This is a genomic window from Tumebacillus avium (assembly GCF_002162355.1).
Classification (GTDB): Bacteria; Bacillota; Bacilli; order Tumebacillales; family Tumebacillaceae; genus Tumebacillus_A; species Tumebacillus_A avium.
In genome coordinates, this window is the sequence record NZ_CP021434.1 from 876,222 (window position 1) to 893,701 (window position 17,480).

The window sequence follows — 17,480 nt, forward strand, 5'->3', positions numbered from 1 at the left end:
TTTGATGCGGTGTTACTTTTGCGTTTTGACGGTCGTTTTGCCGATGACCAGCTCGCCGTTTACGTAGCCGCGGAGTTCAACTTCCACGGTGGAGTTGGACGGCCAAGTGAAGTCGTTGCGTTCAAATTTGAACTGCCCGTTTTTCGCTTGGTTGTAGTAGCCGTTGTTGCTGGTCAGCGCTTGGACGCCGTTCAGACGCACGGTGTTCAGGTCAAAGCCTTGCGTGCTGAAACCGTTCGGTAGCGATGCGCGGACGGTGAACACGCCGTTGTTGCCTTTGATGATGCCCGGCGTGACTTCGATCGAAGCCGGGATGTAGACCGTAAACGATTTTTGGATCGTTGTGGTCACGCCTGCTGCGTCGGTCGCCGTGGCGGTGACGGTGTAGATGCCCAGCTGGTTCAGGTTCAGCGTGGTCGGGTTGACCAGCACTTTGCCGGTTTGGCCAGGGCCTGCGACGAGCAGTTTTTGCGTTGCGATCCCCGAGAGGTCGTCGGTTGCCGAAACGTTCAGGTTCAGCAGCGTGCCGAGCGCGTACTCAAGGTTCAGGTTGATCGTCAGGAGCGGAGCGGTTTTGTCGATTTTGACGTCGACAGTCTGCGCTTGCTCTTGGTTGCCTGCTCCATCAACGGTGTAGAAGGAGACTTTGTTGACGCCTTCCTTGGTCACGGTGAAGGCGGTGCCTTCCACGTAGCTGGAGCCGTTGATCGAGTAGAACGTTTTCGCCACACCGCTGGTTGCATCGGTTGCGGTCAGGGTGATTTTTACATCATCCTTGGACCATGCGGTCGGTGCATCCGAAGTGGTGGTCGGCGCGGTTTTGTCGATTTTGACTTCGACGGTCTTCGCTTGCTCTTGGTTGCCTGCTGCGTCGACGGTGTAGAAGGTGATGGTGTTGATGCCTTCTTGAGCTACGGTGAAGGACGTGCCTTCGGTGTAGTCGGAGCCGTTGACGGAGTAGTAGGTGGTTGCCACGCCGCTGGTTGCGTCGGTTGCGGACAGGGTGATTTTTACATCAGCCTGCGACCAGGTGGTCGGTGCATCCGAGGTGGTGGTCGGCGCGGTTTTGTCGATTTTGACTTCGACGGTTTGAGCTTGCTCTTTGTTGCCTGCTGCGTCGACGGTGTAGAAGGTGATGGTGTTTACGCCTTCTTGAGCTACGGTGAAGGTGGTGCCTTCGGTGTAGTCGGAGCCGTTGACGGAGTAGTAGGTGGTTGCCACGCCGCTGGTTGCGTCGGTTGCGGACAGGGTGATTTTTACATCATCCTTGGACCATGCGGTCGGTGCATCCGAAGTGGTGGTCGGCGCGGTTTTGTCGATTTTGACTTCGATAGTTTGAGCTTGCTCTTTGTTGCCTGCTGCGTCGACGGTGTAGAAGGTGATGGTGTTGATGCCTTCTTGAGCTACGGTGAAGGACGTGCCTTCGGTGTAGTCGGAGCCGTTGACGGAGTAGTAAGTGGTTGCTGCGCCGCTTTGCGCGTCGGTTGCGGACAGGGTGACTTTTACATCAGCCTGCGACCATGCGGTCGGTGCATCCGAGGTGGTAGTCGGTGCGGTTTTGTCGATTTTGACTTCGACAGTTTGAGCTTGCTCTTTGTTGCCTGCTGCGTCGACGGTGTAGAAGGTGATGGTGTTTACGCCTTCTTGAGCTACGGTGAAGGTGGTGCCTTCGGTGTAGTCGGAGCCGTTGACGGAGTAGTAAGTGGTTGCCACGCCGCTTTGCGCGTCGGTTGCGGACAGGGTGACTTTTACATCAGCCTGCGACCAGGTGGTCGGTGCATCCGAGGTGGTGGTCGGCGCGGTTTTGTCGATTTTGACTTCGACAGTTTGAGCTTGCTCTTGGTTGCCTGCTGCGTCGACGGTGTAGAAGGTGATGGTGTTGATGCCTTCTTGAGCTACGGTGAAGGTGGTGCCTTCGGTGTAGTCGGAGCCGTTGACGGAGTAGTAAGTGGTTGCCACGCCGCTTTGCGCGTCGGTTGCGGACAGGGTGACTTTTACATCAGCCTGCGACCAGGTGGTCGGTGCATCCGTGGTGGTGGTCGGCGCGGTTTTGTCGATTTTGACTTGGATCGACTTGGTCTGCTCGATGTTGCCAACGCGGTCGACCGAGTAGAAGGAAAGCTCGTTGATGCCCGCTTCGGTAACTGCGACAGACGTGCCTTCTGCAAACGCGCCGCCGTTCAGGGCGTAGAACGTTTTGGCGACGCCGGTGTCGTTGTCCGTTGCGGACAGGGTGACCACAACCTCTTGGTTCGTCCAAGCATGCGGCGCTGCTGCGGTGGTGACCGGCGCGACGTCGTCTTGGATCAGCTGCGCGATCACGCTGTTCGACGGGTCAGACTCGCCGAACGAGTTGGAGTACGATGTTACCACATACGTATGGTTCGCGTACGGCAGGTTGGTCAGCGTGTAGGACAGGGCATTCAGGTTGTGCACCAGCAGAACCGGTTTGCCATCGACGATCTCATACACGTTGTAGCCGTTTGCGTAGGTGATGAAGTTCCAGGAGATGCGTGCAGAGTTTTCGCTGAGCAGTTTCACGCTGGCCGTCGGAGCCTGCATGTCCGGGTAGACGATCGTGACCGTCTCACGGTTGGAAGCTGCCGATTCGCCAAAGCGCGTGCTCACAGCCGTCACTTCATACGAGAAGGTGTCTTCCTTCAGGTTGAAGATCTGGAAGCTGCGTGCCGTGCCTTTGTAGATCTGCTCTTTCGTGTCGCCATCTACTTTGTACACCTTGTACTCGTTGGCCCACGTTACAGCCGGCCAGGACAAGGTGAGGTTGTTCGCGTTGACGACCGTTGTCGTCAACACCGGCGGCTGCACCACCGGCCAGACGAGGTCGAAGGTCAGCGTGTTCGCAACCGGCGATTCGCCAAAGCGATTGCTGTACGAATACACCTCGTAGGTGTACTCCCCTTCCGGCATGTTGATGAAGGAAAGCGTCGTGCCGGTCTGGGTCTTCTGGAGGATCTTCTCGCCGTCGACGATCTGATACACATTGTAGGAAGTCGCATACTGCGAAGCGGTCCATGCCAAGGCGATATCATTGCCGTTGACGATGTTTTTCGTAAACGTTGCCGGCTTTTGCATCACCGGATGCACGAGGTCGAAGGTCAGTTCGCTCGCTTCCGGCGATTCGCCAAATCTGCTGCTGTACGCGTGTACCGCATACTCGTATTTTCCTTCCGGCATGTTCGTGAAGGTCGCAGTCACAGCGGACTGCGTCTTTTTCAGCGTTTTCACGCCATCGACGATCTGGTAAATGCGGTACTCGGTCGCATATTGCGAAGTGCCGAATTTCAGCGTGATGTCATTGCCGTTGGAGATCGTGTTCGTCAGGACACCCGGCTTTTGCATGATCGGATGCACGAGGTTGACGGTCAATTCGCTCGCTGCAGGCGACTCGCCAAAGCGGTCGCTGTAGGAGTGCACCACGAAAGTGTGCTCGCCAGCCGGCATGTTGGCGAAGGTCATCGTCGCTGCAGACTGCGATCTTTGCAGGACTTTTTCGCCGTCGATGATCTGGTAGATCTTGTACGCCGTCGCATATTGCGCCGCATCCCATTTCAGGGCGATGTCGTTGCCGTTTACGATGGTGTTGGTCAGGCCGCCCGGCTCTTGCATCGTCGGGTGAACGAGCGTCAGGGAAAGCTTGCTGCCCGTAGCCGATTCGCCGTAGCGGGAACTGACGGTGTAGATTTCAAACTCATAGTCCCCGGCCGGCATGTTGGTCAGCGTGCCGGTCACGCCGGTCTGCGTTTTCAGCAGCTCTTTTTCGCCGTCAACGATGCGGTAGATGTTATACGACGTCGCGTATTGCGCAGCCGTCCATCTCAACACGATGTCGTTGCCGTTCGCGATGCTGTGCGTCGGGTTGGCCGGCGCTTGCAGCGTCGGGAATTCGACGCTTACAGTAAGCGTGCTGCCCGTCGCGCTTTCGCCAAAACGGTTGCTGAACGTGCGCACTTCATAAGTGTGCTCGCCTGCGGAAACGTTGGTCATCGTACCGGTGAGCGCGGTTACCGTTTTTTGAAGAACGGCTTCCCCGTTGATGATCTCATAGATCTTGTAGCTGTTTGCGTATTGCACCGCGTTCCATTTCAAGACGATGTCATTGAAGTTCGAAACGGTGTGCGAGAGGTTCCCCGGCGCTTCCAACGTCGGATGCACCAGGTTGATGGTGACCTCCGCAGCGATCGGCGATTCGCCGAGGAGCGAAGAGACGCCCGTCACAACAAACTTGTACTCTCCTGCCGGCATGTTGCCAAACACGACAGAGGTAGCGGTTTGCGACTTCTTCAGAACTCGCTGCTCATCAACAATCTGATAAACTTTGTAAGAGTTTGCATATTGAGTGGTATCCCACTTCAAGGTGATGTCATTGCCGTTTGTGACTGTGTACGTCAGGTTGCCCGGCGTCGGCATCACTTGACCGTTCATGGTGAAGGTCAACACGGTACCTTGCGCCGATTCCCCGAAACGGGGCGAATAGGAACGAACTTCAAATGTATACGTTCCCGGAGCAACGTTGGTGTAGGAAACGGTGGTGCCGGTCACAGTGCTTTTCAGCGTCTTTTGACCGTTGATGATCTGATACACTTTGTAGCTGTTTGCAAACTCTGCCGCCTGCCAGTTCAGCGTAAACGAAGTGGCGCTGGTCACCGATTGGACCAGTTCTTCCGGAGGCTGCATCGTCGGATGCACGAGGTTTACAGCTACCTGGCTGCCTGCTGCCGATTCGCCGAAGCGAGTGGAGAAGGAATGGATCTCGTAGCTGTAATCGCCCGCTGCCGAGTTGGCAAACGTGACGGTCGTTGCGGTCGGCGAGCTTTTCAGCACTTTTTGACCGTTGACGATCTGATACACTTTGTAGCTGGTGGCATTGGCAGCCGCATCCCAGGTCAGTGTGATGTCGTTGCCGTTTACAATCTTGGCGGTGAAGCTTGCTGGCGCTGCCATTTCCGGAGCGTCGACGTTAAACGTAACTTCGCTGCCAACTGCCGACTCGCCAAAGCGGTCGCTGTACGAGTACAGTCGGTAGGTATAGTCGCCCGAATCCACTTTTTGGAACACAGTGCTGGTCCCGGTCAGTGTGCTTTTCAGGACTTTTTCGCCGTCGATGACTTGGTAGAGCTTGTAGCTCGTCGCATAGGACACCGCTTGCCAAGTCAAGGTCACGTCGTTGATGTTCGTGATCGTCGACTTGAAGTTGGCCGGTGCGTCCATCGTCGGGTGGGACAGGGTAAAGGAAACGCCGCCCGCCTCTGCCGACTCGCCAAAACGAGTGGAGGTGGTGGTGATCTCAAAGCTGTACTCCCCGGCCGGCTGGTTGGCCAGCGTGACGATGGTGCCGGTCGCGGTCTGCTTCAGCACTTTTTGCCCGTCGATCACTTGGTAGATCTTGTACCCGTTGGCATAGAGTGCGGCGTCCCATTGGAGCCTCACATCGTTGCCGTTCAAGACGGTGTACTTGACGTTTTTCGGCGCGGCCAAGGTGACTTCGCCGACATCGACGGTCGCCGCTTCGGAGACAGCCGATTCGCCGTACAGCGCGTGTGCGGCCGACACCGCGTAGGTGTAGCTGCCGCCCGCTGCTTGGGCGTTGGTCCATGTCGCTCCGGTTACGGTCGCCACTTTCGTCTGCGTGCCGTCTTCCGAAACTTGGTAGACGTTGTAGTTTTGCGCGTACTGCGACGCCGTCCAGGTCAGGACGATGTCATTGATGTTTTTTGTCGTCCCGCTGAGCGTCGCCGGCGCCGCCATCTCCGGGTAGGAGATTTCGACTGTCACCGGTGCGCACGGACCCGATTCGCCATCAGGGCCCAGCGTGGAAACCACGTAGCTGTACGATCCTTCAGGCATATCATTGGCGATAAAAGAGTTCGTGTTCGCTTTGCCTAAGAATCTCAGTTCCCCGTCATAGATGCCATACACGTTATAACCGGTGGCGCCAAAGACGGCGCTCCAGGTCAGTTTGACATCACTGGGTGTCAGGAACTGGGTGGCGAGGTTGCTCGGCGGCAACATGGTGCTTTCCGAGGCGGTGTTACCGCCATCCGCAGCTGCAAATGTTTGCACTGCTGGCATTACAAGTTGGAACACCAGCAGGAACATGGTCAGCAGCGCGATTTTGCTGTACCTTTTCCCCATGCTTTTCGTCCTTCCTTTCTTGTGAAAAGAGGGAACCTCCTTACGTCGAATCCCTGTGGTAACCGGCTGCCATCTTCAATTCCAGAATATTCCGCAAATGAAGTTCAGGCCCTTGGCTTTGCGTCTCACAGTTTCCCATGATTTGCCCTTTTCACTTGTTTCTCTCTCTAGTATCAATCATATTTCATTTCAGCTAGGTTGTGAATAAGAATCTCTTACAAACCTACTATTTTCGTTGCAAACTTGTGAATTTTGGGGGTCATTTGGGGATTCACTTGCAAAAAACCTCCTTTCAATAAGAAAGGAGGTTTTTTGGCAAATGAAATTAGACCAGTTTCGCGCTGACCACAAACAGCACGCTGCTCACGGCGAGGGCAAACACGCCCAGCGCTCCGGCATACCAGCCGGCCGCTTGGAACGGCTGCTTGTTTGCGCGGCGGCTTTTCCAGAGAAAGACGAGGATAAACAGCAGGATCACCACTCCGCCGCCTTGTTCCATCACGTTGAGCCAAAGCGGCTTGTCCATTCCGCGATACCCGAGTGCCTCGATCAGCCCGACGCCTGTCGCCAGCACGACCACCGCCGCCACGCTGCTCACCCGGTTGACCAGCCGGGTGCAGAACAGCAGCAGCCCGCTTTCCTGCAAGGAATTCTTTTTCAAATAAGCAAACAAGATCATCAACAGCACCGCCGACCCCAACCATACCGCCAGGCCGGACAGATGAAAGAACAGCATCCAATTCGCGATCATTTCCAATCTCCCCTCTCAAGCTTGTACCTGCATCATAAGCAAGCCAAGTGAACAGAAGATGAACGGAAGATTACAAATGTGGCAGGCGCACCTTGAAAGAAGTGCCCACCCCTTTTTCGCTCGCCGCTTCCACCGACCCGCCGTGCATCTGTACAATCTTGTGCACGATCGCCAGTCCCAGCCCGCTGCCGGCCAGTTTCCGGCTGCGCGCTTTGTCCGCTTTGTAAAAACGCTCGAACACGTTTTGCAGATCCTCCTCTGCAATGCCGATCCCTGTGTCGGCGATCTCCACGGTCACTTCGCGCGAATCGGCTCCGATCACAATGCGAATCTCGCCGCCCGGTGGGGTAAATTTGATGCTGTTCGTCAGCAGATTCACCCAGACCAGATGCAGAAAATGCGGCTGCCCCGACACGGTCACCGGCTGCAGCTGCAAGTCGATGCCAAGCTCCCCTTCCGACCACTGCCACTGCAGCGACTTCACCACGTCGCGAATCTGTTCATCGAGGCGGAATCGGCTGACCTCCCACGCTTCCTCCGCATGATCGAGCGAAGCGAGTGTCAGCAACTGTTTGCTGAGCGACGACAAACGTCTGCTCTCCGTCTCGATGATCTGCAAATACGCTTCCCGCTCCTCCTCGGTCATGCGCTCCGTGCGCAAAGCCTGCGAGAAGCCTTGGATCGACGTCAGCGGCGATTGAATCTCATGCGACACATTGGCGACAAACTCCTGCCGGGTCTGGTCGAGCTTGCGCAGCGAGTCGGCCATCCGCGAAAAGTCCCGCGCCAGTCGCCCGATCTCATCTTGACGCGCCACGTCCAGTTCCAGCGCAAAGTCGCCTTCCGCAATCCGCTTCGTCGCCGCCGTCAACAGCTTCAGCGGTTTGACCAGGTAGCGTGTGCTGACCAGAATCAGCGCCAAGGAGAACAAAAACGTAAACAAGAGCAGCCGGGCAAACAGCACCCGCACTTCGCCAAACATCCGCTCGATGTTCGGGCGCAAAAAGAGAGCGTAAGTCTCTCCGTTCGCCTGCAGCGGAACGCCAACCGAGTTCCGCAGCGTATTTTCAAAAAAGCCGGTCACAAACAGACGCCCCGTGTGCTCCGCCCCGCGATACGCTTCCCCCGCCTGCACCTGCCGCACGGTCTCCGGCGGGATGTCCGTTTCCCGAAATGCATCCCCAAACGCCTTTGCCTGCAGCTGCGGATCGAACACGTACAGCTGGTAGTTCAGCTTGGCAATGCTGGTGAAGTACGCATCGAGATCGGGATCTGGGTTCCGTTCATACAGCTGTGCGGTCTCCGTTGCGATCTCGTACAATTTCTGTTCGTTGTACCCTTTCAGATGCAGTTGGTAATACAGATTAGACATCCAGAATCCAAACAAGGCGCTGACCATCACGATCACCACCGTCATCAACACGATGCGCACATACAGGGATTTCACGGGGTGGTCACCTCCAACTTGTAGCCGATGCCCCGTACGGTCGTGATCACAAAATCCTGCTGCAGCAGCGCGAACCGCTCCCGCAACCGTTTGATATGCACGTCGATCGTGCGAGCATCGCCTTGATACCCGGCACCCCAGATCGAATCGAGCAGCTGGTCGCGGGTAAACACGCGGTCCGGTGCAGAAGCGAGCTGAAACAGCAGCTCAAACTCCCGCCGCGGCAGCAGCACTTCCCGTTCGCCGATCCGCACTTCAAAACTGCCCCGGTCGATCACCGTCCCGCCGATGGTGACCGCATCGGTCGCCGCCAGGAGGTAGCGCCGCAGCAGCGCCTTGATGCGCAGGAGCAGCTCGCGCGGTTCAAACGGCTTGACCACATAATCGTCCGTCCCGGAGAGAAACCCGCGCTCCTTGTCCTCCACCGCGCCTTTTGCGGTCAACAAAATCACCGGAATGTCATAGTGACCCCGGATCTCCCGGCACAGTTCCAGCCCGTCCTTGCCCGGCATCATCACATCGACGATCGCCAAGTGCACCCGCTCCGTCTCCAGCTGCCGTGACGCCGCCGCGCCGTCCTCCGCCTGCAGCACGTGATAGCCTTCTTTTTGCAAATAAAATCCGACCAATGTGCGAAGATGCGGATCATCATCCGCGATCAGGATTGCCAGTCTCATGAGGTTCCCTCCAGGCATCTGTTTCCTTTTCAATCAAAAATAGCCCTCTCCTAGAGTACACATTAGGAATAGGGCTGACAATTTTTTATTACTCTTCTTTCCTCTTTTTCTTTTTTCTTGATGCAATTGCTTTTCGTATCACTTCAAGTTCTTCTTTTGTAGCAGGTGTTTTTATATCTTCCAAAATTCTCTTCGCAAGGTCTCCCTTTGCTTCATAGCTCGGTTCCGAGGGTCGATTCATATGTCCTCCCTGAACGAAAGATGTAGTTACATCTATGTTCAGTTTTGACAGAAAAAAACCTGCAACAAACAAAAGCCCTAAAATAGTTCTTCAAAGTCTTCGAGTGTTAATTCTTGGACTGTTGGCAATTTAAAACACATCGGTTGCGTATAATCATCTTGTAACTCAAAGAGGAACTCTTTGAACTGGTACTTCTTATACCAATCGATCAACCACTGTTCTTTAACAGCTCTCAAAAAAACATACCTGCAGCCGATAAAATAAGAAATACTAGTCGTCTGCGCAAGAATTTCTTCAAGCGTTTCACTGCCAATACCTTGTCGCCAGTATTGTTGATCTACTGCTAAAAATGGGATCTCAACCGCTGGGACCGTTGTCTCTTTTGCTCCGATCTGACTGCGTTCCTGCATGTCGACTGTAATTTTCGTACACTTCGCGCTGTAGTACGCGATCACCTTTCGACCATTCGAATATACTCTTGTCTGGGACAAGCCATTTGCTTGTTCAAGAACTGCATCTACGTGCAAGTGTTGATCGAATGCAGGATACCCGGAAGAAAAGCCTTGAATGTCATGTTTTGACCTGTCCAAGACTTCCCAACCAAAATGATTGAGAACATTCATCGCGGAAGTCGCTCCTACTTCTTTCTGTCTATTGCTTTTGCTTTCCGAAGAACTCTTCTCTTCAAGATTTCACGAATGGTGTCAGACTCAAGAGTGGCTGGTCTTGCAAGGTCTTGAATAAAAAACTCCGCACTTTTACCAGATACCCGGTGTGGCATGAATTGATCAGTTGGACTGTAATTTCGCAGTTTCTCAGACACTCTATCATCCCCTTTGGGCCTATTGCTTACATCCTTAATATACCATAGACAGATTCACAGATGGAGAATTTTCCGGCATAAAAAAGCGTGCAGACCTTGTACCTTTGGTACTTCGTCTACACGCTTTTTACTTATTATACGCCCAATGGCTGGTAAAAACGCTGGACTTCCTCTGCCAGCACCTGCACATTTGGCTCTTGCAGCATTGCATAATGGTTGCCTGCCACGCTGGCCAGTTGGATCGGGGTGTCGAGTAACGTGCTCCACCCGAGGGTCGGGTGGTCGTCAGCATCGAGCGCGCCTCCGTTGGCGAGGATGAGCAGGGTTGGGGCTGACAGCCCTTGCTGGGGCTGATAGCACTCCTGCGCCCGCACGTTCGCTTGGTACACACGGAACAGCTTCTCCATGCTCGGCTCGTCGAGATCGTGCGGCACGAGACCCTGTTCACGGAGCGACGGCAGCAAGGCGCCAAGCGTTTGGTGCGCGGCGAGAAGTTCTTCCAGCTGCGTGCTTGCTTCGTTGCCTGCCGTTGCCAGCAGGTCGCGCAGGAAGCCGTGCAGCAATTCCTCTTCGCTAGCCCCTTCTGCACGACGGTACAGGTCGATCGGCGCAAAGCTGTCGAACATCGTCAGCATGGCGATCTCCTCACCTGCCGCTTGCAGTTGCCGTGCCATTTCGAAGGCGACTACACCGCCGAACGACCAGCCGCCGAGATGGTACGGTCCCTCCGGCTGCACGGTGCGCAGCGCGGTGAGGTAGGACGCGGCCATCTCTTCGACGGAAGCAAGCGGCTCGCTTGACCCGTCCAGACCGGAGGCTTGCAAGGCGTAGACGTGGAAATTCTGCTGCAACTGCGACGCCAGCGTCGCGTAGCAGAACGTGTTGCCGCCGATCGGATGGACGAGGAAGAGCGGAGTGCCTTCCGCTTGATCGGCTGTGAAACTTACCAGCGGTGAGGACTCTGCAGCCCCTTCGCGGTTGCGGATCAGTTCGGCCAGCTCGCGAATTGTCGCCTGCTTGAACAGCACGTTCAAGGGCAGCTCACAATCGAAACGCTTGGCGATTCGCGAGATCAGGCGGATCGCGGCGATGGAGTGACCGCCGATTTTGAAGAAATGGTCTTCGATGCCGATCGGGCTGTGCATGAGCAGCTCTTCCCAGATCAACACCAGTTCCGCTTCCAACTCGTCGCGCGGGGCAACCAGTGCCCCTTCTCGGCGTTCCGGCTCCGCAACGCCGAGGGCGGCGAGCGCTTTGTAGTCGGCTTTCCCGTTGTGGTTGACCGGAATCCGGTCGAGCAGCACGAGTTGCGGCACCATATAGAGCGGCAGTTTGGCTTGCAGATGCGCTTCGATCTCCTCCAGACGCGCCGGGTCGGCTACCGTGTAGCCGATGAGGATCGGTTCGCCGTTTGCACCTTTTGGCGCTGCGACGACCGCTTGCTGCACGGCATCGAGTTCATTCAGCACGCGCTCGACTTCGCTCAGCTCGATGCGCAGGCCGCGAATCTTCACCTGGCTGTCATTGCGCCCGAGATACTCGATGTTGCCATCGGGCAGGAAGCGCGCCAGGTCACCTGTGCGGTACAAGCGTCCTCCTGCGCGGAACGGATCGTCGAGGAACCGCTCGCGAGTCATCTCCTCGCGGTCATGATAGCCCCGTCCGACCTGCACGCCGCCGATGTACAACTCGCCGACCGATCCGATCGGCACTTGCTGCAGTTGCTCATCGAGGATGTGCATCTGCGTATTCGCAACCGGACGACCAATCGGAACCAGCGGCCACGGGCTGTCCAGGCGGCACTCCCAGTAGGTGACGTCGACTGCCGCTTCCGTCGGGCCGTACAGGTTGTGCAGCTCGGCGGAGTAACGCGTCAGGAACTCCTGCTGCAGCGGGAACGGCAACGCCTCGCCGCTGCAGAACACCAGGCGCAGGCTCGCGCATTGCGCCGGGTCCGCTCCTTCGACGAAAACATTCAGCATCGAAGGCACAAAATGCAGCGTCGTCACGCCCTGAGCGGCGATCAGGCCGGTCAGGTAACGCGGGTCTTTGTGTCCGCCGGGACGGGCGATAACCAGCTTCGCCCCGATCACCAGCGGCCAGATAAACTCCCAGACCGACACGTCGAAGCTGTACGGCGTCTTTTGCAGCACGACGTCTTCCGCCGACAGCCCATACTGCTCCTGCATCCAGAGGATGCGGTTGCAGATGCTGCGGTGCGTGATCATCGCGCCTTTCGGTTTGCCTGTCGAGCCGGACGTGTAAATCATGTAAGCCAGCGTGTCCGGGTCGTAAGGTGCAGGTTCGAAGCTCGCAGCGGATGCCGCCAACTCTTCGTCAGCCAACAGTTCATCTGCCACCAGCACCACGTTCACGCTCGCCGGCACCAGATCCAGCCACTTGCGCTGGGTGAGCAGCACGTTGATGTCCGCATCTTCGAACATCTCTTTCAAGCGCGCTTCCGGGAACTCCGGGTCAAACGGCACATATGCGCCTCCCGCTTTCAAGATCCCGTACAAGCTCGCCACCAGCTCCGGCGAACGCTCGAACAGCAGGCCGACTTTGGTCTCTGCGCCAACACCCTTTTCCTGCAGCACGCGGGCGATTTTGTTCGCCTGCTCGTTCAAATGCTGATACGTCCACTCTTCCCCTTCAAAATGCAGGGCGGTGCGATCCGGCGTTTTGGCAACCTGCTGTTCGAACAGGTCATGGATGCAGTGCACTGGGTAGTCGCGCTCCGTATCATTCCACGCTTCCAACTGCTGAAGTTCCACTTTTGAAAGCAGGTTCACCCGCTTGTGGTCACCGTCCGCATCTTCGGTCATCGCACCCAGCACCGCTGTGAAATAGCCAGCGATGCGCTCGATGCTCTCTTTCGAAAAATGCGCCTGGTCATAGCGCAAATCCAAACGCACCGCCGAATCGAGCTCCAAGCCAAACTCAGCGCCAAACGTAAAGGAGGTGTCCGCATGCCCGGTTTCGTCCAATACGCGCAGGTGTGCATGCTCGTCCATACCGTTCAACACATGGAAATGCGTGTAGTTAAAGAACGTCTCAAACAATTCCTGCCCGCCCTGATCCTGCTGAATTTGCGCCAGCGGATAGTGGCGGTAAGGCAGCGTCTCCTGCTCTTTTTCAAAGACGGAGGCGATCAGTTCGCGCCACGAAGCGGACTTCAGCTCGACGCGGAACGGCAGCGTATGGAGGAACATCCCCAGCGCCCGCTCGCTGTCCAGCTGTTCGGGGCGGCCGTTAAACACGACCCCGGTCAGCACGTCATCTTGGCTGCAGAGCAGGCTGACCACGCGCAGATGTGCGGCGAGCAGCACGCTTTTAACTGGCACGCCAAGCTGTTTCGCCAGCCCGATCACATTTTGTGACAGCTCCGGCGCGATCTCCACGCTCTCCATCCCCATCGCCGACGAGGTCTCTTCCCCGATCCGGGCCTGTCTGCGCGGCAGTTGGTTCAGCGTCGCACCGGACAACTGCTGCTTCCAGTACGTTTGGGTCGCTTCCGAGCGAAGCGCCTGCTGCTCTAGGGAGATAAACTCCTTGTACGACGCGACAGGTGCATCTGGCAGCGGCTCTTCCAGCCCCAAATGGTGCAGGTACAGACCAAACAACTCCGTCTGCAAGGTCGCAACGCTCCACCCGTCCAAGATCGCATGATGCTCGGTGATGCCCAGTTGGAACGTCTCTTCATCCAAACGATGGAAGGCAAAGCGCATGATCGGAGCTTGCGTCCAATCGATCGGGTTGTTCCGCTCGCTTTCGATAAAGAGCGAGATCGCTTCCCCACGTTGCTCCTCCGAGAGGTCGCGGAGGTCGCCGAACACCATCGGCACGTCCACCTCGCGATGCACCAGCTGCATCGGCACGCTGTACGTGGTGAGGTCAAACGACGTACGCAATATCGCATGGCGTGCCGCAAGCTCCCCGACCGCTTTTTTCCACGCTGCCTCCTGATAAGGAGCTTTCAGCCGGAAGCTGTGCACGTTGTGATACAGATGCAGACCCGTGTCCATTTTGCTGTGGAAAAGCATCCCCAGCTGCGACTGTGACAGCGGATAAGCGTCTTCGATCTGCGCAGGCAGCAGTTCACGGTCTGCCGCGCTGATCAGCTCGGCTACCACCTCTGTCTCCGCTGCGCCCGCGTTGGCCGAGATCGCCTGTACGAGACTGCGCACCGACGGATGCTTGAACAGCTCCTGCATGCCAACTTCCATCCCGGCCGTCCGCGCCTGATACAGAATCTGCAAGGAGCGAATCGAATCCCCGCCGAGTTCAAAATAGTTGTCGGTCACGCCAACGCGCTCCACCTGCAGCACGCGCGCCCAGATCTCCGCCATCTCACGCTCGGCATCGGTGGCCGGCGCTTCGTACGGTCTGGACATGCTGCTGCGATCCTGATCCGGCGCAGGCAGTGCGCGCACGTCGGTCTTACCGTTGATCGTTACCGGCACGCTGTCGATCTTCATAAAGAAGCTCGGCACCATATACTCCGGCACTTTTTCCGCGAGAAACCCGCGCAGGCTCTCCGTCTGCAACTCAGCGTCCCCAGCAACCGGAACCACGTATCCGACCAGACCCTGGCTGCCGGACGGGAACGTTTTCACCGCCACGACCGCTTCGGCCACATCCGGGTGTTGCAACAGGGCCGCTTCAATCTCGCCCAGCTCGATGCGGAACCCGCGGATTTTCACCTGCGTGTCGGCACGTCCTCTGTATTCCAGCTCGCCGTTTGGCAGTTTGCGTGCCACGTCGCCCGTTTTGTACAGCTTGCCAGACGCTTCCGACCCGTACGGATGGGCAAGAAAACGCTCGGCGGTCAGCTCCGGACGATTGTGATAGCCGCGTGCGACCCCGGCCCCTTCGACATACATTTCGCCAAACACGCCAACCGGCACTGGCTGCAACAGCTCATCGAGCACATGCACTTTAAGGTCAGGGATCGGCACCCCAATCGAACTGATACCTTCCTCATGAGCTTCCTGCGCCGAGATGACGCGATACGTAACATGCACGGTGGTCTCCGTGATCCCATACATGTTCACCAGCTGCGGCTGCTGATCGCCATGACGGTCAAACCAAGGACGCAGCACGCGGAAATCGAGCGCTTCGCCGCCAAAGATCACATAGCGCAGCGACAACTGCGCGGACGGCTGCTGCTGATCGATGCCGATCAACTGGCGGAAACTGGACGGCGTTTGGTTCAGCACCGTCACGTTGCGGTCGACGAGCAGTTGGTAGAACAGCTCCGGCGAACGGCTGACCCAATACGGCACGACGACCAGACGCCCGCCGTAGAACAGCGCACCCCAGATCTCCCACACCGAGAAGTCGAACGCGTAGGAGTGGAACAGCGTCCAGACATCCCCTGCGCCAAATCCATACCACTGCTCCGTCTGCGCAAACAAACGGTGCACATTGCCATGCTCGATCAACACGCCCTTCGGCTTCCCGGTCGAGCCGGACGTATAGATCACATACGCCAAATTCGACGGATGCACCGCACAATCCAGATTGTCTGCCGCATACGCTTCCAACTGCGGCAACACAGCTCCCAGCTCGATCACCTGCAGCCCCTCTGGCAGTTCCTCCAACACGCCCTCTTGCGTCACCAGCACCGAAGCGTTTGCATCTTCCAAAATAAAGCGCGTGCGCTCCGCAGGCGAGGCCGGGTCGACCGGCACATACGCAGCGCCCGCTTTCAGCACGCCGAGAATCGCCGTGATCATCTCGTTCGAGCGCTCCAGACAGAGCACAACAAGGTCTTCCTGCTGCACGCCTTTGTCCAGCAACAGGCGGGCGAGACGGTTCGACTGCTCGTTCAGCTCGCGATAGGTCAGCGTCTGCCCTTCATACTCCACCGCCACCGCATCCGGCGTGCGCTCGGCCTGCTGTTCAAACCGCTGATGAATGCAAATCGCCGCTTCCTCTTGCTGCGGCAGAGCTCCGAGCCCCGCTTCAAACGCCTGCCATTCCCCTTTCGTCAGCAGCGGAACGCTTTCCACCGCCCCATCCGGGTTGGCAGCCAAGCCTTCCAGCAACACGAGGAAATGCGATGCCATCCGCTCCACCGTCTCCGGGTCGAACAGCTCCGCGTTGTACTCAAACTTCCCGTACGAACGCCCATTGCTCTTGCGCACATACAGCGCAAAATCAAACTTCGCCGTCACATCCGGCGTATCGATCCCCGTCGCCTCAACGCCGGGCAGCGACAACAGGCTCTCCTCGCCGCTCTCGTTCAGGCACTCAAACAGCACTTGGAACAGCGGTGTATGATGCAGACTGCGCTCCGTGCTGACCTCTTCGACGATCTTGTCAAAAGGCACCTCGGCATACGGCATCATTTCCAGACATTCCGCCTGCACCTGCTGCAAGCGTTCCCGAAACGTCACGCCGCGCTTGAGCTGTGCCCGATGCACCAGCGTGTTAACGAAAAATCCGATCGTTTCTTGCAGCCCGTCCTGGTTGCGATTCGCATCAAGCGTCCCGATGCAGAAATCATCCTGACCGCTGTAGCGGTACAAAAACACTTGCAGCGCGGTGAGATAGACCATAAACGCCGTCGCATTCTCCCGATGCCCGATCTGCTCCAGCGCAGCAGAGATCTCCTCGCCAATCGCAAATTCATAACTGCCCCCGACACTGGTCGGCTGTGCTTTGCGCGGGCGGTCCATCGGCAGGTCGAGCAAGGGCAGATGCCCCTGCAGCCGCTTTTTCCAGAACTGCATCTGCTCAGCGAACGCTTCCGACTCCAGCCATTCTTCCTGCCAGACCGAATAGTCGCCGTATTGCAGGTCGAGCTCCGGCAGTTCGGCCGTTTCGCCTTGGCACAACGCCGCGTAGTGCGTTTCCAGCTCCTGGAACAACACCTGTACCGACCAGCCGTCGATGATGATGTGATGAATCGACAGGAGCAGCAGATGATCCTCGTCCGCAAATTCCACCAGATGGGCGCGAATCAGCGGTCCTTTGGCGAGTTGGAACGGCTTCAACGCTTCCGCATGCGCCAGTTCCATCGCCCGCGCCTCCCGCGCTGCTTCCCCCAGCCCCGTCTCCTGCAGCACAGGGAGCGGAAGCAGCAGGCCCGGCGCCACCACTTGCACCGGCACCCCTTCGTCGTACAGCAAACGGGTGCGGAGCGCCTCATGGCGCTCCACGATGGCGTTCAAGCTGTCTCGCAAAGCCTGCAGATTCAAGCGTCCGCGCAGGCGCAGCGGAAAGGACAGGTTGTACGCCGGATTCCCGGGAATCAGTTCATCTAAAAACCAGAGGCGTTTTTGCGAAGCGGAAGCGTTAAACACATAGCTTTCTTCCCCTTGAAACACGCCGTCCAACATCTCTTCGTTCGGCTTCATAGGCATGATGTTCGTTCCTTTCCT

General features: G+C 57.1%; 7 protein-coding genes and 1 riboswitch. All 7 genes read right to left on the bottom strand.

The window, feature by feature from the left end:
* Positions 1-12: 12 nt before the first annotated feature.
* The gene (locus tag CBW65_RS04050) at positions 13-6,153 is read right to left on the bottom strand and encodes an OmpL47-type beta-barrel domain-containing protein (protein ID WP_087455714.1); all 6,141 of its coding nucleotides are present in this window, start codon (positions 6,151-6,153) and stop codon (positions 13-15) included.
* 54 nt (positions 6,154-6,207) lie between these two features.
* Positions 6,208-6,310: riboswitch (cyclic di-GMP riboswitch) on the bottom strand.
* Between the two features lie 168 nt (positions 6,311-6,478).
* A complete protein-coding gene (locus CBW65_RS04055; RefSeq protein ID WP_087455715.1) occupies positions 6,479-6,904 on the bottom strand; it encodes a hypothetical protein in 426 nt (141 codons plus the stop codon).
* Positions 6,905-6,974: 70 nt separating this feature from the next.
* Entirely contained in the window at positions 6,975-8,351 is a 1,377-nt protein-coding gene (locus tag CBW65_RS04060) for a sensor histidine kinase (protein WP_087455716.1), read from the bottom strand.
* Positions 8,348-9,028 (bottom strand): response regulator transcription factor, encoded by a 681-nt coding sequence (locus CBW65_RS04065; RefSeq protein WP_087455717.1) that lies wholly within the window; start codon positions 9,026-9,028, stop codon positions 8,348-8,350. Before CBW65_RS04065 ends, CBW65_RS04060 begins: the two co-directional genes overlap by 4 nt.
* 88 nt (positions 9,029-9,116) lie before the next feature.
* Positions 9,117-9,269, bottom strand: a complete 153-nt coding sequence (locus CBW65_RS24070; protein WP_157721761.1) for a hypothetical protein — start codon at positions 9,267-9,269, stop codon at positions 9,117-9,119.
* A gap of 77 nt (positions 9,270-9,346) precedes the next feature.
* A complete protein-coding gene (locus tag CBW65_RS04070) occupies positions 9,347-9,892 on the bottom strand; it encodes a GNAT family N-acetyltransferase (RefSeq protein ID WP_087455718.1) in 546 nt (181 codons plus the stop codon).
* 334 nt (positions 9,893-10,226) lie between these two features.
* Positions 10,227-17,462, bottom strand: a complete 7,236-nt coding sequence (locus tag CBW65_RS04075) for an amino acid adenylation domain-containing protein (RefSeq protein ID WP_087455719.1) — start codon at positions 17,460-17,462, stop codon at positions 10,227-10,229.
* Between the last annotated feature and the right edge of the window lie 18 nt (positions 17,463-17,480).

Bases quoted from the DNA above. Each gene is read 5' to 3' on its own strand.
- CBW65_RS04070 (WP_087455718.1), bottom strand. From the start codon at position 9,892: ATGAATGTTCTCAATCATTTTGGTTGGGAAGTCTTGGACAGGTCAAAA.
- CBW65_RS04075 (WP_087455719.1), bottom strand. From the start codon at position 17,462: ATGCCTATGAAGCCGAACGAAGAGATGTTGGACGGCGTGTTTCAAGGG.
- CBW65_RS04055 (WP_087455715.1), bottom strand. From the start codon at position 6,904: ATGATCGCGAATTGGATGCTGTTCTTTCATCTGTCCGGCCTGGCGGTA.
- CBW65_RS04065 (WP_087455717.1), bottom strand. From the start codon at position 9,028: ATGAGACTGGCAATCCTGATCGCGGATGATGATCCGCATCTTCGCACA.
- CBW65_RS04050 (WP_087455714.1), bottom strand. From the start codon at position 6,153: ATGGGGAAAAGGTACAGCAAAATCGCGCTGCTGACCATGTTCCTGCTG.
- CBW65_RS24070 (WP_157721761.1), bottom strand. From the start codon at position 9,269: ATGAATCGACCCTCGGAACCGAGCTATGAAGCAAAGGGAGACCTTGCG.